The organism is Xanthomonas sp. fls2-241-TYG-148 (genome assembly GCF_030208815.1).
Lineage (GTDB): Bacteria > Pseudomonadota > Gammaproteobacteria > Xanthomonadales > Xanthomonadaceae > Xanthomonas > Xanthomonas campestris.
Genome location: NZ_JARVTE010000002.1, coordinates 1 through 18,766, shown reverse-complemented (window position 1 = coordinate 18,766; position 18,766 = coordinate 1). Strand labels below are relative to the sequence as shown.

The 18,766-nt window shown below is 64.5% G+C and carries 16 protein-coding genes and 1 other RNA gene; 7 read left to right on the top strand and 10 right to left on the bottom strand.

The features are described 5' to 3' along the window. Nucleotides 1-25 precede the first annotated feature (25 nt). The gene (gene fhuE, locus QRM60_RS04880; RefSeq protein WP_285445734.1) at nt 26-2,221 is read left to right on the top strand and encodes a ferric-rhodotorulic acid/ferric-coprogen receptor FhuE; all 2,196 of its coding nucleotides are present in this window, start codon (nt 26-28) and stop codon (nt 2,219-2,221) included. Nucleotides 2,222-2,512: 291 nt separating this feature from the next. Here fhuE and QRM60_RS04875 read toward each other — a convergent pair whose 3' ends face one another. Further along, a complete protein-coding gene (locus tag QRM60_RS04875; RefSeq protein ID WP_285445733.1) occupies nt 2,513-3,424 on the bottom strand; it encodes a LysR family transcriptional regulator in 912 nt (303 codons plus the stop codon). A gap of 103 nt (nt 3,425-3,527) precedes the next feature. On the opposite strand from QRM60_RS04875, the gene QRM60_RS04870 reads away from it, so the two are divergent. Continuing rightward, the gene (locus tag QRM60_RS04870; RefSeq protein ID WP_273671473.1) at nt 3,528-4,289 is read left to right on the top strand and encodes an SDR family oxidoreductase; all 762 of its coding nucleotides are present in this window, start codon (nt 3,528-3,530) and stop codon (nt 4,287-4,289) included. Between the two features lie 330 nt (nt 4,290-4,619). After that, nucleotides 4,620-5,114 carry a hypothetical protein gene (locus tag QRM60_RS04865; protein WP_115556664.1) on the top strand — a complete coding sequence of 165 codons (495 nt, stop codon included), beginning with the start codon at nt 4,620-4,622 and terminating at the stop codon, nt 5,112-5,114. A gap of 167 nt (nt 5,115-5,281) precedes the next feature. On the opposite strand, the gene QRM60_RS04860 is transcribed toward QRM60_RS04865, so the two are convergent. The 5 genes from QRM60_RS04860 to QRM60_RS04840 all read right to left on the bottom strand — a co-directional run bounded on the left by QRM60_RS04860 (nt 5,282) and on the right by QRM60_RS04840 (nt 13,406). Next, the gene (locus QRM60_RS04860) at nt 5,282-6,016 is read right to left on the bottom strand and encodes a M23 family metallopeptidase (RefSeq protein WP_115556663.1); all 735 of its coding nucleotides are present in this window, start codon (nt 6,014-6,016) and stop codon (nt 5,282-5,284) included. Nucleotides 6,017-6,019: 3 nt separating this feature from the next. Further along, complete coding sequence (locus QRM60_RS04855; protein ID WP_285445732.1) at nt 6,020-6,994, bottom strand: L,D-transpeptidase; 975 nt, start codon at nt 6,992-6,994, stop codon at nt 6,020-6,022. 302 nt (nt 6,995-7,296) lie between these two features. Continuing rightward, nucleotides 7,297-10,011: a TonB-dependent receptor gene (locus QRM60_RS04850; RefSeq protein ID WP_115556661.1), complete on the bottom strand. Its 2,715-nt coding sequence runs from the start codon at nt 10,009-10,011 to the stop codon at nt 7,297-7,299. A gap of 133 nt (nt 10,012-10,144) precedes the next feature. Further along, nucleotides 10,145-11,323, bottom strand: a complete 1,179-nt coding sequence (locus QRM60_RS04845; RefSeq protein WP_285445731.1) for a phosphatidylinositol-specific phospholipase C1-like protein — start codon at nt 11,321-11,323, stop codon at nt 10,145-10,147. A gap of 133 nt (nt 11,324-11,456) precedes the next feature. Next, complete coding sequence (locus QRM60_RS04840; protein ID WP_285445730.1) at nt 11,457-13,406, bottom strand: acetyl-CoA hydrolase/transferase C-terminal domain-containing protein; 1,950 nt, start codon at nt 13,404-13,406, stop codon at nt 11,457-11,459. Between the two features lie 130 nt (nt 13,407-13,536). Here QRM60_RS04840 and QRM60_RS04835 point away from each other — a divergent pair, with 130 nt between their 5' ends. The 3 genes from QRM60_RS04835 to QRM60_RS04825 are packed head-to-tail and all read left to right on the top strand — an operon-like array spanning nt 13,537 to nt 15,781. Next, nucleotides 13,537-13,902, top strand: a complete 366-nt coding sequence (locus QRM60_RS04835) for a BlaI/MecI/CopY family transcriptional regulator (RefSeq protein WP_285445729.1) — start codon at nt 13,537-13,539, stop codon at nt 13,900-13,902. Continuing rightward, the gene (locus tag QRM60_RS04830; protein ID WP_285445728.1) at nt 13,892-15,193 is read left to right on the top strand and encodes a TonB family protein; all 1,302 of its coding nucleotides are present in this window, start codon (nt 13,892-13,894) and stop codon (nt 15,191-15,193) included. The genes QRM60_RS04835 and QRM60_RS04830 overlap by 11 nt, the downstream gene beginning before the upstream one ends. Before the next feature lie 3 nt (nt 15,194-15,196). Further along, on the top strand, nt 15,197-15,781 hold the full coding sequence (locus QRM60_RS04825; protein ID WP_285445727.1) for a hypothetical protein: 585 nt from the start codon (nt 15,197-15,199) through the stop codon (nt 15,779-15,781). Between the two features lie 21 nt (nt 15,782-15,802). Here the strand turns inward: QRM60_RS04825 and QRM60_RS04820 are convergent, their stop codons facing one another. From QRM60_RS04820 to modA, 4 genes are read right to left on the bottom strand one after another with little or no spacing between them, the layout of a single operon-like run. Continuing rightward, the gene (locus tag QRM60_RS04820; RefSeq protein WP_285445726.1) at nt 15,803-16,360 is read right to left on the bottom strand and encodes a flavin reductase family protein; all 558 of its coding nucleotides are present in this window, start codon (nt 16,358-16,360) and stop codon (nt 15,803-15,805) included. Nucleotides 16,361-16,408: 48 nt separating this feature from the next. After that, nucleotides 16,409-17,023: an ATP-binding cassette domain-containing protein gene (locus tag QRM60_RS04815; RefSeq protein WP_285445725.1), complete on the bottom strand. Its 615-nt coding sequence runs from the start codon at nt 17,021-17,023 to the stop codon at nt 16,409-16,411. After that, the gene (modB, locus tag QRM60_RS04810) at nt 17,023-17,709 is read right to left on the bottom strand and encodes a molybdate ABC transporter permease subunit (RefSeq protein WP_029217231.1); all 687 of its coding nucleotides are present in this window, start codon (nt 17,707-17,709) and stop codon (nt 17,023-17,025) included. Before modB ends, QRM60_RS04815 begins: the two co-directional genes overlap by 1 nt. 16 nt (nt 17,710-17,725) lie before the next feature. Further along, nucleotides 17,726-18,502 (bottom strand): molybdate ABC transporter substrate-binding protein, encoded by a 777-nt coding sequence (gene modA, locus QRM60_RS04805; protein ID WP_285445724.1) that lies wholly within the window; start codon nt 18,500-18,502, stop codon nt 17,726-17,728. 124 nt (nt 18,503-18,626) lie between these two features. On the opposite strand from modA, the gene QRM60_RS04800 reads away from it, so the two are divergent. Further along, a non-coding RNA gene (locus tag QRM60_RS04800) (sX9 sRNA) lies at nt 18,627-18,705 on the top strand. The last annotated feature ends 61 nt before the right edge of the window (nt 18,706-18,766 follow it).

Genomic DNA, 18,766 nt, shown 5'->3' with positions numbered 1-18,766 from the left:
AATCCGTCTGCGTTGGAGTCCCCCGATGAACCGTAGTACCCAGATGCGTCTTCCTTACGTGGGCGCGCGCCGCCATGTCCTGCCGCGCGCGCTGTTCGCGGCGCTGTGCACGATGACGGCCGGCCAGGCCCTGGCCGAAGCGCCCGCTGCTGAGGCCGCCGCCGCCGCCGATGCCGAGGTCACCACGCTCGATGGCGTGAACGTCACCGGCGAGCGCGGCTACACGGTGGAGAAAACCACCGCCGGCACGCGCATGAACCTGTCGCTGCGCGAGATTCCGCAGTCGGTCACGGTCATCACCCGCGACCGCATGGACGACCAGAACCTGCAGAGCATCACCGATGTGCTCAACAACGTCACCGGCATTTCGGTGGCGCAGAGCGACAGCGAGCGCCTGGAGTTCTACGCGCGCGGTTTCTACATCGACAACTATCAGTTCGATGGCATCCCGGCCTACATGGAGCAGGCCTGGAGCTACGGCGACTCGGCGCTGGACGTGGCCTTGTACGACCGCGTTGAAGTGGTGCGCGGGGCCACCGGCCTGCTCACCGGCTCGGGCAATCCGTCCGCCTCGATCAATCTGGTGCGCAAGCATGCGGTGAGCCGCGAGTTCACCGGCACCGTGTCGGTGGGCGGCGGCGATTTCAACAAGACCCGCAGCGTGGCCGATGTCACCGTGCCGCTCAGCCCCGGCGGCAATGTGCGCGCGCGCGTGATCGGCGTCTACCAGGACGGCGAATCGGACATGGACCGCTACAACCTTCGCAAGAAGATCGGCTCGGCGATCATCGATGCCGACCTCACCGATAGCACGCTGCTGAGCGTTGGCTACGAGTACCAGAAGAAGGAATCGGACGACGTCACCTGGGGCGGCTTCCCCCTGTTCTTCAGCGACGGCACGCGCACCAATTACGACCGCTCGTTCAATCCGGCCGCCGATTGGACGTTCTGGGATACGCGTCTGCAGCGCACCTTCGCCAGCCTGCAGCAGGGCTTCGATAACGGCTGGACGCTCAAGGCCAATGTCAGCCATGAGAAGACCGAAGCGGCCAATCATCTGTTCTATCCGTTCTATACGATCTTCGGTTTCGACCGCGCCACCGGCGGCGGTGTCGTGCCGTATTCGGGTAACTACCTCACCGAGCGCAAGGCCGACGGCGCCGACGTGTACGCGGAAGGCCCGTTCCAGCTGTTTGGCCGCGAGCATCACCTGGTCGCCGGCGCCAGTTACAACCGCCGCGAATTCACCAACAACGGCACCTTCGATTTCCCGGCGCCGCTGGATACTTACTTCGGTTGGAATGGCGCGTATCCGGAACCCAACTGGAGCCCGCGCACGGTGCAGAGCACCGGCACGATCAAGCAGAAGGCTGCCTACGTGGCGGGCCGTTTCTCGCTGGCCGACCCGCTGACGCTGCTGGTGGGCGCGCGCTACACCGACTGGCAGATCGATGGCGGTAACTTCGATGCCGCGCAGGGGCTTGTACCGTTCTCCGACACCCAGACCGAAGTCACCCCGTACGCCGGTCTGGTCTACGACATCAACGACGTGTGGTCCACCTACGTCAGCTACACCGAAATCTTCAACCCGCAGACCTTGCGCGATGCCAACGGCGGCTACCTGGATCCGTTGACCGGCAAGGGCTACGAAGCCGGCGTCAAGGCTGCCTGGTTCGACGACAAGCTCAACGCCTCGCTTGCGGTGTTCCGCATCGAGCAAGACAACCTGGGCGTGGCCACCGGCGGCTTCGTTCCCGGTAGCAGCGAATCGGCGTATGAGGCCGCCAACGGCGTGGTCAGCGAAGGCTTCGACTTCGAGATCTCCGGCCGTGTGACCGCCGGTTGGAACACCACCTTTGGTGCCTCGCATTACACCGCCCGCGATGACAGCGGCACGTCGATCAATACGCAGCTGCCGCGCACCACCCTCAAGCTGTTCAACAGCTACACCCCGCAAGGTGCGTGGAGCGATCTGACCGTGGGCGGCGGCGTCAACTGGCAGAACCGTTCGTACTACGTGGACCCGGTGTACGGCGCGTTCCAGCAGAGTGCCTATGCCCTGGTCAGCGCGTTTGCGCGCTATCGCCTGTCACCGCAGTTCTCGGTGCAGCTCAATGTCGACAACCTGCTCGACAAGCGTTACTACGCGCAATTCAATGGCGGCTACGGCGCATGGGGCGCATCGCGCAACGGCATGCTGACCTTCAACTACACGTTCTGATCGACGCACGCCTGGGGCGTTTCACCGTCTGATGGGCTTGGCAATCACACAGGCATCTCGCAGAGATGCCTGTGTTTTTTGTGCGGTGCTGATCTGTAAATATCGTTCTCTTGCGACTGCGACGACGTTTTCCACGTAGCCAGGAACAAGGATTGTTTGCGTTGAGATTCTGCGAGACGCGAACGCTTGCGACACTGTTGCCACTTAAAGCAGTGACAGATTGGCATGCCGACGCCCGTCTACATGGCGCGCGCGCCGGCGCTGTAGCGCCACACCAGCGCCGACGCTGATTCAAGGCAAATGCGGCTCCAGATGCGGCGCCATCACTTGCGCAATCCAGTCCATGAACAGACGCACGCGCTGCGGCAGATGCCGGCGCTGCGCATACAGCAGCGTGACCGGCATCGGCTCCGGTGCCATCTGCGCCAACACTTCCACCAACGCGCCACTGTCCAGATGCGCCTGCAGCGGGCTGGCCGGTGCCTGGATGATGCCCAGCCCCGCACGTGCGGCGGCAAGGTAGGCATCGCCGTTGTTCACCGTCACCGGGCCGCGCATCGGCAGCCAGTGGTACTGCGCACCGTCGTGGTATTCGAACCCGGGCGAGCGTTGGCCCAGCGTGGAGACGTAGTGCACCAGATCGTGCTGCGCCAGATCCTCAAGCGTCTGTGGCACGCCGCGTTGCGCCAGGTATTGCGCGCTGGCCACATTGATGATGCGCAGCACGCCCAGCGGCCGCCCGACCAGGCTGGTGTCTTCCACGCTGCCAACCCGCACCACGCAATCGAAGCCCTCGCGCACCAGGTCCACGCGGCGATCGGTGCCGCTGATTTCGATCTCCAGCTGCGGGTGCTGGGCAAGAAAGGCCGGCAGCGCGGGAATCACGAACTGCCGCGCGATGCCCGCCGACATGTCCACGCGCAGACGCCCGCGCAACTGGCTGTGGTCGCGCTGGAACATGCCCTGCAGTTCGTCCATGTCGTCGAGCAGATCGCGGCTGCGCTGGTAGAACGCGGTGCCGTCGGCGGTGAGTTGCACGCGGCGGGTGGTGCGATGCAGGAGCTGGGTGCCCAGCGAGGCTTCGAGCCGCTGCACGGCAGTGGAGACGCTGGCCTTCGGCAGGCCCAGCGTTTCGGCGGCACGGGTGAAGCTGCCGAGTTCGGCAACGCGGAGGAAGGCGCGGAGCGTGTCCATCGTGTCCATGGATTGGTCGCTGAGAGTGAACGGTGCAATCAGGATGTGGCGATTTATGTCATGCCGCAAGGCTAATAGCCTGCGTCCTATCCATTCACTCCCGGAGCACGGCATGCACAGCACCACGCCCATCACCCTGATCACCGGCGGCAGCCGCGGCCTGGGCCGCAACGCCGCACACGCACTGGCCGCCGCCGGCCACGACATCGTGCTGACCTATCACCGCCAGGCCGACGACGCGGCCGCAGTGGTGGCCCACATCCAGCAACTGGGCCGCCGCGCGCATGCGCTGCAACTGGATACCGCAGATGTGTCCACGTTTGCCGACTTCGCTGCGCGGCTCAAAGACGTGCTGGCCGGTTGGGAGCGCACCCAGTTCGATGCGCTGGTCAACAACGCCGGCACCGGCTTGCACGCGCCCATCGCCGACACCACCGCGGACCAGTTCGATGCGCTGGTGAACATCCATCTGAAAGGGCCGTACTTCCTGACCCAGACCCTGTTGCCGTTGATTGCCGACGGCGGGCGCATCCTCAATGTCTCGAGTGGTCTGGCGCGTTTCGCGCTGCCGGGGTCTTCGGCCTACGCCATGATGAAGGGCGGCATCGAAGTGTTCACGCGTTACCTGGCCAAGGAGCTCGGCGCACGCGGTATTTCCGCCAACACCCTGGCGCCGGGCGCGATCGAAACCGACTTCAACGGCGGCAGCGTGCGCGACAACGCGCAGGTGAACGCGATGGTGGCCTCGGTCACTGCATTGGGCCGGCCGGGGCAGCCGGACGATATCGGGCCGGTCGTGGCGGCGCTGCTGGCGCCGGGCACCGGTTGGATCAATGCGCAGCGGATCGAGGTATCGGGTGGGATGCTGATCTAGTTCGGGTGGTTGCTTGGTCAGGCAATACCTGGAGTGGCAAGGCAAGAGAATTTCAACAAAACATGTGGATTCAAATCAGCTGTTTAAATTTTGATATCTTTTAAAGCGATAGTTGAAATGTCTTCGTATCGGGTGAGTCGAGATCTGTTGACCGTCAGCACCTTCGCGCACGGTACTGATAAGGCTCTACTCAACAGAGGTATGTTTATTGATTTATTCTTTCATGGCTGTTGATCCAAGTGATCTGGATTTTCAGCGAAAAGCACTTGCGCTATGCGTTTTTGTGGACGTAAATTTTTACCGCCAGTCCGGCCAGGATAAGGGAATTCCATGTCGATCCAGCTCAGGTTTCTGCTATTTATCTCAGTGTTGTTCGCAGTTTTTGGTGCAAATCAAACCGGCGCTACGGAGAAAAAGCTAAATCCTTTAAACGTGATTCGTGGGATGGGTGAGCGAATTCCAGCGGGCGCAAAGAATATCAGTCTGTCCCCATTGTTCAAGGTTTACTCGTTCGAAAAAGATGGGCTGAAATATGTCCAGATCAACTCATTGAAAGATGAGGTGCTGACGGTCATTGTGGTAACGCCTGGTGCCCAGCAACAGCTTCCGCTTGGCTCGGCCGCTGAGACGCCAATGGTTCTTGTCGATGATGCAAATGCTAAACCACTGGGGATGGTGACCGCTTCAGCGACCTGTCCTTGCAGTAGCCAGGTCGTCTATGACGATGCTTACGTTCGCATCGTGGTCGTGTACGGGGCAAATGGCGAGTACATCCAAACCATCACGATCAACAAGGGGCGAACACCAAGCCCTCCTGCAACCTGATGTTGCTTGGCCATTCTTGCTCATTGACCGCTCGGCATGACCGAGCGGTTTAGTATTTGAAAGGCAAGAGGGCATGATAAGGACACACTTGGAGAATCGTTCGTCACAAGATTTTTTGAGTCGGTATTGCGATCAGAGCGCATGGTAATCAATAGGTACCTGCGATTTCATCGTAAGGGCTGATCGCCATGCAGGATGGGGTAGGGGTTCAACGCCTCGCCCTTCCACCACTGCTTTTCCGGGCCGAGGCGGTGAATCTCGAAATGCAGATGCGGTGCGGCGGGATCGGCATTGCCGGTGCTGCCGACGTAACCGATCAGCTGCCCGCGCTTGATCACCTGCTTTTCGGCCAACCCGTCCGCATAGCGCTGCAAATGCGCGTAGTAGTAGCAGTACCTGCCGCCGGGCTCGAACTGGTAGACCGTCAAGCCGCCGCGTTTGCTGTCGAACAACTTCTCCACGGTGCCGTCGGCCACCGCGAGCACCGGCGTGCCGGCTGGCGCCAGGATGTCGATCGCATCATGCACGCGGCCTTCGCTGCGCGCGTCGGTGAAGGTGTCCTGCAACTGGCTGCTGGTGATGCCTTGCACCGGGATCAGCAAGGCCACGTTGTTGCTTGCCGATGCCTGCTCTGCCTGTGCAGCGGACGGGCCACCGACCGGTGCCGCCATCGCGCTCGCCGCCTGTGCCGGCTCAGGTGCCGCCGCTAGCGGTGTAGCAGCAGTCATCGCCTCAGGTGCTGCTGATGTAGGCGTGCTTTGCGCAGCAGGCGCAGATGCCGTGGCCGGCGTCGCCAGCGACTGTGATGCAGCCACAGGATCGGCGGCGTGGCGCAGGTCCAGCCACCAATACCCTGCCGCACCGATCAGCACGCCCACGATCAGCATCATCAGCGTCTTCATGGCTTACTCCTGCATCACCACGGGCACCGAGGCGTCCACCACGCTGGCCAGGTTCACCACGTCCCAGTTGGTCAGGCGTACACAGCCATGCGATTCGGTCTTGCCAACGTGGCCAGGCTCCGGTGTGCCGTGCAGACCGTAATGCGGCTTGGACAGATCGATCCACACGCGGCCCACCGGGTTGTTTGGGCCCGGCGGCAGCGTGGCCTTGCCTTCGCCGGGCTTGGCATCCCAGAACAGCTTGGGGTTGTAGTGGAACTTGGGGTCGCGGGAAATGCCCAGGATCTTCCAGCGCCCAATCGGCAGCGGATCGTGCTTGCTGCCCGAAGACACCGGGAACTGCGCGTATACCTTGCCCTCTGCATCGAACAGCCGCAGCGTCGAATCGGATTTGTCGATCACCAGTTTGGCCGGCTTGCTCAGCGCAGGCACACCGTCCACGTTGGGCGCCTGGATCACGCTGCCGGCCTTGCTCAGGTCAACGCCGGGGTTGAGCTGGCGCAGCAGGTCCGGGTCGGCGTGGAAACGCTCGCCGAGCGCTTCTTCGATGGAGACATAGCCCAGCGTCGGCAACTTCGCCTGCTCGGCGGGGCGGTCGGGAATCGGCTGGAACGGGCCGGCCACGTCGGCATCGGTCAGCGTGTACTGCACCAGTGCCGGCGTGGTGTCGGCCTGCAAGGCCTGCCAGGTGGCGTCATCCAGCTCGCCGGTGACCTTGATGCGGTGCGCGGCCTGGAAACCGGAGATGGCGCGCTTCTGGTTCGAGCCGCGCTGGCCGTCGATCTGGCCGGGCGAAAAATGGGCGCGGTCCAGCAGCACCTGGGCGTGCAGGTCCGAACGTGGTCCGGTGCCTACCGTGGTCGGTGCGCTGATCGGTGCAGGTGCGGCGGCCGCCTGCTGGGCCTGCGCAACCGAGGACAGCGCCGCGCCCAGGGCCAGGGTCAACAAGCAGGCGCGAGCATGAAAACGTGAGGGCATGGGTGGTTCCAGAGAAGGCGTGCACGCACCTTGCCGCAGTGGGCTGCGTACCCGCCGTGAAATCCCTGCACCCGGAGTAACTGCCATAAATCAACGACGCCTGCGACGCGCGCGTGCGGCAATGCGCCCGTTGCCCAAGCACTGCCGCCAAACAACGCGCGCTCAGGTTGATTGCCGCGATCAGTGGCATGCACGTGCGGCGCGCGGCGGCGCAGCTCTACATTTCCACGCAGACCATTGCCGTGGCCACCGCACGCACGAAGGCGGGAAGACCAGCGCTGCGTCTTCCCGTCGTCGCTCGGTCAATAGGTGTATCCCACCGTCAGCATGTACGCCCGCCCGATCTGCACGTAGGCGCCGTCGGCACCGGGGTCGTAGGCCATGTAGCGTTTCGATGTGCCCTGCGTTTCGTAGAACGTTGCCGCATTGAGCAGGTTCTTCGCCGACACGCCCACGTCGACATGGTGGGGCAGGTGATAGGTGGCGTTGAAATCCAGCGACTTCACCGGCTGCAGATAGTAGTTGAGCCGATCGGTGGTCAGCCCCAGCAATTGCAGGCCGGCGTAGTTGTAACTCAGGTCGGTACGCAGATGGCTGTCGTCGTAAAACAGATCCAGGTTGTAGATGCGCTCCGGCGCGCGCGGCAACCAGGTCTTTTCCGGTTGATCCGCCCGTTTGCTGTCGGCTGCGCTGTGCTGCAGGGTGAGATTGGCATTGATGCCGAAGTGGCTCCAGATGCCGGGTAATGCCAACAGCCGTTTGCTCGCCGCCAGTTCCAGGCCGTAGAGCGTGGCGGTGCCGCCGTTCTGCGGCATGGTCACCGGTACGCCGTTCTCGAAAGTGGTGCCGGTCGGCACCAGCCCGCCGAGCGTGTTGTCGTTGCTGGTCGCCGACTGCGAGGTGTAGATGAAACCGGTGATGCGTTTGTAGTAGGTGGATGCACTGAGCACGCCGCCGTCATGGTCGTAGAACTCGGCAGACAGGTCGGCGTTGTCTGCCTTGCTTGGCTGCAGATCGGGATTGGGTTTGGAGATGCCGACCACGGTCTGGGTGTCGTCGATCGAATACACGGTTTCGCCGGAAATCAGCCCGAATGCCGGCCGGCTGAAACTGCGCCGCAGCGAGGCGCGATACACGGTGAGGTCGTCGGGCCGGTAATTGATGCTGATGCCGGGTAGAACCTGGCCATAAGTGCTGCCTGTCCCGACAAACTCACCGGTGCTGCCATCGCCACGCGATTGCCAGGAATCTGCCGCGTAGCGGGTCAATTCGTAGCGCACACCGGGCAGCACGCTCACCGAGCCGATGTGCAGCGCCGCCATCGCATAGCCGGAATAGATTGCTTCGGTGCTGGCGGTGGTGTTGGCGTTGTAATCGTTGGCGGTGTAGACGCCGGCGCCGGTGGGGTCGTTGAGGTACTTGTAGGGCAGGGCTTGGGCCAGCATCCAGTTGCGGTCCAGCAGCTTGAACGGCCCGGCGTAGTGGCCGTTGAAGGCGTTGCCGGTCATGCGTCCGGGGATGGCGCTCAGCGGCGGGCCACCGGCCGTGGGAAACGCATAATTGGGGCCACCGAAGTACGGGCCGTTGGTGACGAAGTTGCCATCCTTGTGGAAGAACGGATGGTCGTAGGCGCCGCGGTCGGAGTGGTCGGCAGACAGGCCGAGTTTGACGCTGTCCAGCAGGTCGCCATCGACCTGGTAGGCGATATCGGTGTGTGCGTTGACGCGGTTGTCGTGGCTGCCGGCATCATGGCCCTGCACCTTCCACAGCAGCGACGCGTCCAGGTCGTAGAAGAACGCTTTCAACGCAGCGGCGCTGGGGCCGATGCTCGGATACGTCGGGTCGCTCAGATCGAAGGCGAAGCTGCCCGGGGTAAAACCGTACAGGCTCGCCGAGACGTAATCCGGGCGGCTGCGGGTGCCGCGCCCGACAGAGGCGCCGTAGTCCACATGCAGGCGATCCAGCGTGGTCTTGCCGCCCAGTTGCAAGGTTGCCAGTGTCTCGTCGATGTCGTGCGTGTTGAAGTAACCGCCACGCACGGCAGTGGGTTGGTTGCGATAGCTTTCCAGGCGCGCGCTGGACTGGTCCTGCTGGCCGGTGACGCCGTAGCTGCCGTAGATGGCACGTGCGTAGAGCGCACTGGTGTCGCCCTGCCAGTCGAGCGAGAGATTGCCGCCGTAGCGTTCGATCTGGCTGGTGTAAAGGCTGTACTTGTAGCGGGTGCTGATCAAAGGCCCTGCAGTACGCAGGTCGGTCGCATTGGCCAGCGCCGGATCGGCAGGCACGTATTTGCTGTTGGGCGCAGGCGCCTGCGCCATGTTGTTGTTCTTGCCGTAGTAGGCCGATGCGTAAACCCCGAACGCATGGCCATCGCCAAATTTCCAGGCCAGTTCCTGCTGCAGCGTACCGCCGCTGTCCTTGCCGCCCAGCGTGGAAGCCAGCGCGTTGAACTGGCCTTGCGCGGTGGTCTTGGCGTAAAGGTCGCGATCGAAGTCGAAGGCATTGGGCGTGCGCATGTCGATCGCACCACCGATCGAATCGCCCGGCATGTCCGGGGTGGGCGACTTGGACACCTGGACCGACTGGATGCCGAACGGCGCCAGCATGTTCAACGAGATCGCGCGCGTTGAAGAGTCGGTCTCTGGCATGCCGACACCGTTGAGCGTATAGGCGTTGTAGCTGGCATCCATGCCGCGGATGCTCACATACGCATTCTCGCCGGTGGTGGCCTGGCCCAGGTGCATGTCGCTATACGCGGACAACCCCGGCATGTGCGCCACCACATCGGCAATGCCGCCCGAGGGGATGGCATCGATCTGCTGTTTGCTCATCACGCTGTTGACGCTGCTGGACAACCGTTGCTCGTCGAACGAGCCGGGTGTGGCGACGTGCTTGGCCTGCACGGTGACCGCATCCATCGTCGTGGTGCTGAGTACAGGCGTTTCGGCGAACACGGGTGCGGACAGTGCCAGCGCAATGGCGCAGCTCAGGCGGCGGGCGGAACGGGGATGCTGCATGCGGTAGCTCACAAGGTGGAGAACGAGAGGGCGCCTGGCCCGATCACGCGGGCACAGGCAATGCATCGCCGACGCTGTCCATTGCGACCGATGACATGCCACTGCGGTACTGCTGCCGGGCAGGCAGCGCCGGTCAGTGGGTGAGATCGACACCCTCGCAGTGCGCGCGCGGCAGCTGCGGTGCGCAGCGCGCAACCGCATCGCCATCGAAGCGCACCACATAGCCGTTGCTGGCCGGCTCGTGTGCAGGGAAGTCCGTGCTGAGCAATTGCGCCCCGCTGGCCAGCATGGCGTCGCGGCGGCGGGTGTCGCCACGTGCAGGCTCTTTCAGATCGGCATCGGTGCGTGTGCGGACCAGGTAACCGGCTTGCACCAGGCGGGTGATCTCCTCGGCGGGGCCGTCGTTGCGTTCGGTGAACGCGGCATCGTCCTGCCCGGGCTCGGCGTTGGTGAAGCACACGCGGCCGCGCAGCGACGGGTGCCCCGGCAGATAGATGGCGCCGGCCGCGCGTTGATCGAGCAGGAACACCACCTTGCCGCGCGTGGCGCGCAATGCTGGCCAACCGTGCGCCAGCACCGCGGCGTTGAGGGTGCGTGCAGTGCCGCGGACAGCATCCGGGCTCACGTACTCACCCGGTTGGAAGACCGAGCGCAGTTCGGCATCCAGCGCATCCATGGCTTTGCGATCGAAAGGCTCCGGCTGCACCGTGGGAAACGACAGCTGCACCGGTGACTGCTTGGTTTCCAGCAGGATGAAGATCGGCAGATGTCCCGGATGTTGCTGCGACCACGCGCGCACTTCCTGCAGGCAGGCAATCAGTGGCTGACAGGTGCTGCGTTGGTCCACGTCCTGCACATGCAACACCTTGAAGCCGGGTTTACTCATGACGCCGGCGGGTGCGCTGGCCGGTGCCGGTGGCAGCCCGGCCTTGGCGATTTGTTCCACGATCGCCGGATGCGCATAACGCCCGCCGTGCGCATCGGCAAACACATCCAGCTCCAGTTGCCTGACGCCATCGTTCAACTGTTGTATCAATGGCGGATGGCGATAGTCCAGCGTTGCGAACGCAGCGGGATCGTGTTGCTTCAGCAGCGCTGCTTCGCTGGGTGCGAAGCCGGCGTGGTAGCTGTTATGGCTTCCGAGGTACTGCAGGTCGGTGAGCCGCGGCTCTGCCTGCGCCGCCACGCTGGCAAGCAGTAACACGCCAAACGCGGCTGTTTTCAGCGTGATTCTTCGCTTCGCGGGCAACTGCTTCGCTTCAGTGTCATTGCCTGCATTCGGGGCAGAAAACGCATCATGAAAAGAGTGCATGCAGCGGTGCCGGAAAGAAGGTGGTCGCCATCATCCCGGTCGCGCTTGACGCAATGCTTTCCACCGTGTGTCCGTCTTGCGTCAGCGGTCACAGGGCCAGCGTCGATGCAGTCGCAATCTCAGGGCTGCGTCATCACTGCTGCCTGGTCTGTTGTAGCGCATAGGCCAGGAGCTTGGCCTGCACGCGGTCGCCCAGGCTGCGCGGTGTGGCCAGGTCCATGCGCTGCAGGCAGGCGGCATCACCTGCAGCGCGCGACAGCAGCGCGCGCATCAGCGTTGCCAGCGCAGCGGTCTTTCCGGTGGTGGCGCTTTTGAGCCAGCCAAGCGCCGGCAACAGGCGTTGCTCGGTCTCGGTGAAGTCGCTGCCGAGCGGATAGTCGGGCAGGCTGCCATCGCGGCGGAACGGCGCCAATGCCGCTTCCAGCGCCTGCGGCGTGTTGCGTTGCGCGCGTGCGGCCTGCTCAGGAACATCCCGCAGTTTGCGTGACTGCCTTGCCTGGGCAAGTAACGCGGTCTGAAAGCGCGCATCGCAGATACCAGCCATTTCCAGCACGCAGTCCTGATCGGTCTTGTGGCGCAGATCGGCGATGCCGTATTCGGTGATGTAGAGATCGCGCAGATGGCGCGGGATGGTGGTGTGCCCGTAGTTCCAGCGCACGTTACTGGCAGCGTCCTTGCCCGACGCGCGGGTGGCACGCAGCATCAAGACGCTGCGTGCCTGCGGCAGGGCGTGCGCCATCGCCACAAAGTTGTACTGCCCGCCCACGCCGGAGACCACGCGCCCATCTTCCAGGCCATCGGAGACCGCCGCGCCCAGGGCGGTGGCCATCATGCACGAGTTGAAGAAACGCGCATCGCGGCGTTGCAGCCGCTCCAGCGCTTCGTTGCCGCCGTAGAGCTGGTTGATCTCGCTGATGCGGCGCATGCCAATCGCACTGCGCAGCTTGGGGTCCAGTGCGCGCAGCCAGGCGTAGAACGCCGGCGAGCCAAGATAGAACGCGCCATGCAGGAATTCGCCTTCGTCCGCCAATCGCGCTGCATCGGCAGCGTCGGCGGTGCCGTCGGCCAGGCGCTGCATCAAGCCCAGATCGTCATGGACCTTGCGCCGGATCACACCGCTGTCCACCAATTGTTTGAAGCCTTCGTTGAGCATTTCGCTGCAGCCGTACAGGCCGATCGCAAATGGCTCCAGGCCGCCGCTGGCCTGCACCGCCGGATGCGATGTCAGCGTTGGATCCAGCGCCTGCAACACGCGCCGGTAGGTGGCGTTGTCGGTATGTCGCAACACCAGCGCGTGGCTGAGTGCATCGGCGAGCGTGCCGATGCCGATCTGCAACGTGCCGCCATCGCGAACCAGCGTGCTCGCATACAGGCCGATGGCGTAATCGGTGCTGGTGACCGGCTGGCGCGGCAGCCCGAACAGTCGCGGTGACGGGCCGGGTATCTCCAGCACCAGGTCGAAGAACGAGGCATCCACAGCCGCAGTGCCGCCGATCCACGGCAGCTCCGCATCCACTTCGGCCACCAGTAGCGGACGTGGCAAGCCAAGTGCGGCGACCGCATCCAGCGTGTCCTGGGTGATGTCGTTGTTGCACGACAGCGACAACCGCGTGCCACCGGGTTCGCGCGCAACTTTCTGCACGATCAGGTTCGGCGCGCGTTGCGCCACCGCAGCAGCGGCATGGGTGTAATTGAGGCTGGTGTAGTCGGCCTGCGCCTGGGTGGAGTGCAGCAGCCCGCCGGACTGCATGTAGAACTCTTCCACCTGCACATGCGCGGGCAAGGCATCGTGCAGCATGGCATCGACATAGGCCAGGCGCGGGAAGTCATCGCCGAAATGCCGCGAAATAAACGGCCCGGCAAAGCGCGCGGCCAGACCGCTGCCCGGCTTGGGCGGATTGAGCGACAACGCGGTGTACAGCGCAAGCGGACGCGATGGGTGGTCCACCACGTGCGCATACAGCGCATTCAAAAGCCGATGCGGTTTGCCGATGCCCAAGGGCGCGCCCACCCGCAGCGGGCCGTCGATGCGTTGCAGGATCCACGCCACCGTGGCGCTCAGATCGGTCAGATGTTCAGTCATCCAGCCAGGGTAGCCGAGCCGGATGCGGTGCGTCCGGTGATTTGCAGTATGTACCGGACAAGCCAACCGATCAGGCTTGACAGGGTTTGAAATTACATGCGTAATCGAGAAAAATTACGGGTGTAATCGCATGGCGATCAGTGAGTCCGAAGCGATTGTGATGCAGGTGCTGTGGGAGCGTGCGCCGCGCACGGCCGAGGAGGTGGTGGCCGCCCTGGCCTACACCGGCTGGGCCGAGCCCACCATCAAGACCTTGCTCAACCGGTTGCTCAACAAGGGGGCGGTGGCGGCGCACAAGGATGGGCGCAAGTATCACTACGCGCCGGTGCTGCTGCGCGAGCACTGGGTGCAGCAGCAGAGCGAAGGACTGTTGCAGCGGGTATTCGGCGGCCGTGTCGCGCCGCTGGTGGCGCACTTCAGCGCGCGCGGCAAACTCAGCGCGTCCGATCTGGCAGAACTGAAACAGCTGATCAAGGACCTCGATGATGCTCACTGACCTGAGTGCATTCGCCTGGCGCGTTGCCGTGGCGACCACCATCGCGGTGATCGTGTGCCTGTTGCTGCGCCGGCCGGTGCGCGCGTGGCTAGGCGCGCCGGCGGCGTACGCGGTGTGGAGCTGCGTGCCGTTGGCGATCGTGGCGGCGGCGGTGCCCGGCCCACCTGCCGCCACTGCCGCGTTGTCGATGCCCCTGTTGCGCATCCTTCCGCAACCGCACGGCACGCCCGTCTTCGCGCCCGCATGGGAAAGCGCGCTGGGCATTGCCTGGCTTGTGGGCGCCGTGGCAATGGCCGGGTGGCTGTGGTGGCAGCAGTCGCGCTTTGTGCGCAGCCTCGGGCTACTCCGGGCGCAGGGCAACGCGGTGTGGTCGGCCAGTCATGACTGCGGCCTGCCGGCATCGCTCGGTGTGTGGCGGCCGCGCATCGTCGTGCCGGCCGACTTCGCCACGCGCTACAGCGGCGTGGAGCGTCAACTGATCGTGGCGCACGAGCGGCTGCATCTGCGCCGTGGCGATCTGCAGGCAAACCTGTTCGCCGCCGCGTTGCTATGCCTGGGCTGGTGCAATCCGTTGGTGCACCTGGCGTGGCGCGCGTTTCGCCTGGATCAGGAGCTGGCCTGCGATGCCGGCGTGCTGGCACGGCATCCACGATTACGCCGCCGCTATGCCGACGCCATGCTCAAGACCCACTTCGGAAGCGCTGGGGCGGCGACGGTGTGCCACTGGACCACGCCGCATGCGTTGGTGCAGCGTATCGCCGCATTGCGCGCGCTTGCACCGCGTGGCCGCACGGCCGGTGCAGCACTGCGCCGGTGGAACACGCCCTTGGTGATGCTGCTGGCGCTGCTGGCCAGCGCCGCTGCGTGGGCCGCGATTCCCACGCACACGCCTGCCGTCACGCACGCCGGATCAACGCCACGTCCACCGCTGGATTACGCAACGTTGATGCCACCGCGATACCCGAAAGATGCGATGGATGCCGGGCTCGAGGGCAGTGTCGAATTGAAGATCCGCATGGATGCGAGTGGTATACCGCAACAGATCGTCATCCTGCGCAGCCAGCCTGCCGGTGTGTTCGATGCCGCGGTGCTCGCTGCCGCCAGGCAGTGGCGCCTGGTGCCCGACAAGGTGCACGGCAGGCCGGTGCCAACCACCGTAAAGGTGCCGGTGCAGTTTGCGTTGGACCCGCCCGACGAAGTCGCTGCACCACCAGGCACTGATGCGCACGCTGCAGCGGGCGCGCAGCCTGCGCGCTGCGCCGCGTCCGCATGCGCTGCGAAGAAGGGCTGACAGATGCGGCAGTCTCTTGTCTATGTCTCAGTGATGCTCGTCGCGATCACCGGCTGCGCAAGCCGGCCCGTGCAGATCACCGAACAGACCCAACGCGAAGCCTCGGTGGATCAGCGCATGCTGGCGGCGCAACCGCCGGCAGAGGGTGCGGCTGCCATTGCCGCTTATGTGCTGGCACCGACGCAGCGATTTCGCATGCCGCGCGCATTGCGTAGCGACGCTCCCCAATTGGCGCACGATACCGCGCGGACCAGCCTGCCGCCGACCACGGTGTGCGCGCACGTCATTCTCGACGCCAGCGGCACTGTGCAGCGTGTCGATCCGATGTCCGATCGTGACGCCTGCGCTGCCGGCTTGCTGCCAGCCAACGCAGATCTGCTGCAGGCAGTGCGTGCGACCGTGCAGCAGTGGCAGTTCGTGCCTGCGGCGCTGTGCGCTTTCGCTCCCGGTGTTGCGCAGCCGGCCGACATGGACGATTGCACCGGCGCCGAGCGCCAGGAGCCTGTCCCGGTGACGTTGTCATTTGCCTTCACCTTCGAGATCCGGCAGGGCAAGGTCAGTGTGCAGACCGGCAAGGTCGGCCGCTGACGGCAAGCCGCTTCAAGGCGGCTAGAGCATCTCCGGTTTGAACAGGCGCCGCCGCGATACCTCGGCGCCAGAGAGCATGAAACGCCCATCGCCACGGTAATGCACGGTCTTCGGTACCGCAGGCCGGCGCGCCACATGCGCGTGCACCACTTCCCACACAAACAGGTTGTGGCGGTTGATCTGCCGCCCGTCATGCAGGCGGCACTCGAAGCTGGCATAACATTCGGCGATGCCCGGCGCGTCCACCTGCGTGCTTGCCGCTGCAGTCAGCCCGAAGTGCGCGAACTTGTCGATCTGCGCACCACTGCTGTTGCCGATCGCAACCACGGTGTCCAGAAGCTCGGCCGTCGGTAGGTTGATCACGCATTGCTTGCTGCGACGGACCAGTTCAAAGCTGTGGTTGCCGCGCGCGATGCAGCACGCAATCAGCGAGGGCGAGAACTCCAGCACCATGTGCCATCCCAGGGTCATGATGTTGCGCTGGCCGCGGTGCGCCGAGCTCACCAGCACCACCGGCCCTGGCTCGAGAAAACGGCGGATCTGGTCGACTGGGAAATCCTGCTTCTGATAGCGTTTCATGCGTGCTCCGCGTGATCTTCCCAATGCGCGTGTGGCGCGTTGGCTGCGTTAGTCCAGCGCATGCACGCTGGAGGCAATGCGCTGCACTTCGTCGGGGTTGTGGCTGACATACAGCATCGGCAGGCCGATCTCATCGCGCACGCGCTGCAGATAGGGGATCAACTCCTCGCGTCGCGCCTGGTCAAGGGCCGACAGCGGCTCATCGAACAACAGGATCGCCGGCTGCGACAGCAAGGCGCGGCCGATTGCCACGCGTTGCGCCTCGCCACCGGACAGATTGCGCGTGCGCCGCTGCAGCAACGGCGCAATCCCGAGCAACGCCACCACATCGTCGAAACCGAAGCGCGCCGCAGCGCCTGCGTGGCGCCCGTAATCCAGGTTGCGGCGGACATCCAGGTGTGGAAACAGGCGCGCATCCTGAAACACGTAACCGATGCGCCGGCGGTGAGTGGGCAGATCCACGCCGCGTTGATGGTCGTACAGGCAACGCCCGTCGATATGGATATGCCCCGCCTGTGGGCGCATCAGCCCGGCGATCGCATTCAGCACGGTGGTCTTGCCCGCACCCGAGGCGCCGACCAGCGCCACCACGCGCTCGTCGTCCTGGATGACGATGCGTCGGTTGAACTGGCCACGTTGCAACTGCAGATCGATATCCAGCATCAAACCTCCTCGCGCGGATGCGGCCGGCGCACCAGCCACTCGGAGAGCAGTAGCGCGGCCAGCGAGATCGCCAATGCCACGCCGGCCAGCCGCCACACGCCCGATTCCATGCCGGGCACCTGCATCAAGCCATAGATCGCCGACGACAGCGTCTGCGTTTCGCCGGGGATATTGGACACGAAGGTGATCGTTGCGCCGAACTCACCCAACGCCTTGGCGAACGCCAGCACCACACCGGCCACCAGGCCCGGCCAGGCCAGCGGCAGGGTGATGCTGAAGAACACCCGCCAGGGGCCGGCACCGAGCGTGGCAGCCGCCGCTTCCAGGCGGCGGTCGGTGGCTTCGATCGACAACCTGATCGCCCGCACCATCAACGGGAAGCCCATCACCGCGCAGGCCAGCGCCGCGCCGGTCCAGCGGAACGCGAACTGGATGCCCAGGTGTTCAAGCAACCAGCTGCCGACCGGGCCCTGCGTCCCCAGCACCACCAGCAACGCGTAACCGGTCACCACCGGCGGCATTACCAGCGGTAGATGCAGCAGCGCGTCCAGCAGCGCCTTGCCCGGGAAGCGCCGCCGCGCGAGCAGCCAGCCGCAGGCAATGCCGGGCGGCAGGCTCGCCAACGCCGCCACGATCGCGACCTTGAGACTCAGACCGATCGCGGTCAGCTCTTCCGGGGTGAACATCGCCACGCGGACTGCCTCAGTCCTTCAGCGAAAAACCGCGACGCACGAAGATCGCCTTGGCCGGTGCACTGCCCAGCCACTGCACGAAGGCCGCGGCCTTGGGACTGCGGCTGTTTTTCAGCGCTGCCACCGGGTAGACGATGGGCTCATGGCTGTCGGCCGGGAACGTGGCGACCACACGCACCTTGGGCTCGGCGCGTGCATCGGAGCCATACACGATGCCCAGCGGCGCCTCACCGCGCGACACCAGCATCAACGCGGCACGCACGCTTTCGGACTCGGCCAGATGCGCACTGACACCCTCCCACTGGCCCAGCGCACGCAGCGCGGCGGCGGCGTACTTGCCGGCCGGCACACTGGCGGTCTGGCCCACTGCCAGTCGGCCGTCACTGCCCAGTGCCTTGGCGATCGCGCCGGGCTGGCGCGTGTCCACGCGCACCTTGCTGGTTGCCGGTGCGATCAGCACCAGGGTGTTGCCGAGCAGGTTGCGGCGTTGCGCAGGCAGCACCTGCCCACGTTGCTGCAGATAGTCCATCCATTCCAGATCGGCGGAGAAGAACACATCCGCCGGTGCGCCTTGTTCGATCTGTCGCGCAAGCGCGGAACTTGCGGCATAGGACACGCGGACCGGCGTGCCGGTCGCTTGTTCGTAAGCGGCCGCGGCCTCATCCATCGATTCCTTCAGGCTCGCCGCAGCGAACACCGTCAATGGCGCGGTCTGCGCGCTGGCAAGCACGGGCAGGGCGAGCAGCACGGCGCAAAGGGTGCGGCGCCAGAAACCGGTCATGCGCATCGGGAACTCCGGATGGGGGAAGCCCCCGATCATAACGGCAGGGCGTGCCGCGCCGCGTGCGTGTGGGGGGCTGGCGGCTTTCACTGGACGTGCCAGCAGCGGTGCTGCCAGACGTGCCGCAGTGATGCAGCCGCGCCTGGAATCCACATGTACCCCGCGCCATCCACACCCAGCTGACGATTGCTCGCTATGTTGTGTTAGCCGACCTTAGAACCTGTTCACGATCTTTTCTGATCAGTGCAGACTATGCGGATGCGCCAAAAG

What these genes read in the sequence shown, in the direction of transcription:
- QRM60_RS04850 (WP_115556661.1), bottom strand. Translation starts at nt 10,011, where the DNA reads ATGCAGCATCCCCGTTCCGCCCGCCGCCTGAGCTGCGCCATTGCGCTG.
- QRM60_RS04830 (WP_285445728.1), top strand. Translation starts at nt 13,892, where the DNA reads ATGCTCACTGACCTGAGTGCATTCGCCTGGCGCGTTGCCGTGGCGACC.
- QRM60_RS04875 (WP_285445733.1), bottom strand. Translation starts at nt 3,424, where the DNA reads ATGGACACGATGGACACGCTCCGCGCCTTCCTCCGCGTTGCCGAACTC.
- QRM60_RS04835 (WP_285445729.1), top strand. Translation starts at nt 13,537, where the DNA reads ATGGCGATCAGTGAGTCCGAAGCGATTGTGATGCAGGTGCTGTGGGAG.
- QRM60_RS04860 (WP_115556663.1), bottom strand. Translation starts at nt 6,016, where the DNA reads ATGAAGACGCTGATGATGCTGATCGTGGGCGTGCTGATCGGTGCGGCA.
- QRM60_RS04870 (WP_273671473.1), top strand. Translation starts at nt 3,528, where the DNA reads ATGCACAGCACCACGCCCATCACCCTGATCACCGGCGGCAGCCGCGGC.
- modA (WP_285445724.1), bottom strand. Translation starts at nt 18,502, where the DNA reads ATGCGCATGACCGGTTTCTGGCGCCGCACCCTTTGCGCCGTGCTGCTC.
- QRM60_RS04815 (WP_285445725.1), bottom strand. Translation starts at nt 17,023, where the DNA reads ATGCTGGATATCGATCTGCAGTTGCAACGTGGCCAGTTCAACCGACGC.
- QRM60_RS04825 (WP_285445727.1), top strand. Translation starts at nt 15,197, where the DNA reads ATGCGGCAGTCTCTTGTCTATGTCTCAGTGATGCTCGTCGCGATCACC.
- modB (WP_029217231.1), bottom strand. Translation starts at nt 17,709, where the DNA reads ATGTTCACCCCGGAAGAGCTGACCGCGATCGGTCTGAGTCTCAAGGTC.
- QRM60_RS04855 (WP_285445732.1), bottom strand. Translation starts at nt 6,994, where the DNA reads ATGCCCTCACGTTTTCATGCTCGCGCCTGCTTGTTGACCCTGGCCCTG.
- QRM60_RS04865 (WP_115556664.1), top strand. Translation starts at nt 4,620, where the DNA reads ATGTCGATCCAGCTCAGGTTTCTGCTATTTATCTCAGTGTTGTTCGCA.
- fhuE (WP_285445734.1), top strand. Translation starts at nt 26, where the DNA reads ATGAACCGTAGTACCCAGATGCGTCTTCCTTACGTGGGCGCGCGCCGC.
- QRM60_RS04845 (WP_285445731.1), bottom strand. Translation starts at nt 11,323, where the DNA reads ATGCACTCTTTTCATGATGCGTTTTCTGCCCCGAATGCAGGCAATGAC.
- QRM60_RS04820 (WP_285445726.1), bottom strand. Translation starts at nt 16,360, where the DNA reads ATGAAACGCTATCAGAAGCAGGATTTCCCAGTCGACCAGATCCGCCGT.
- QRM60_RS04840 (WP_285445730.1), bottom strand. Translation starts at nt 13,406, where the DNA reads ATGACTGAACATCTGACCGATCTGAGCGCCACGGTGGCGTGGATCCTG.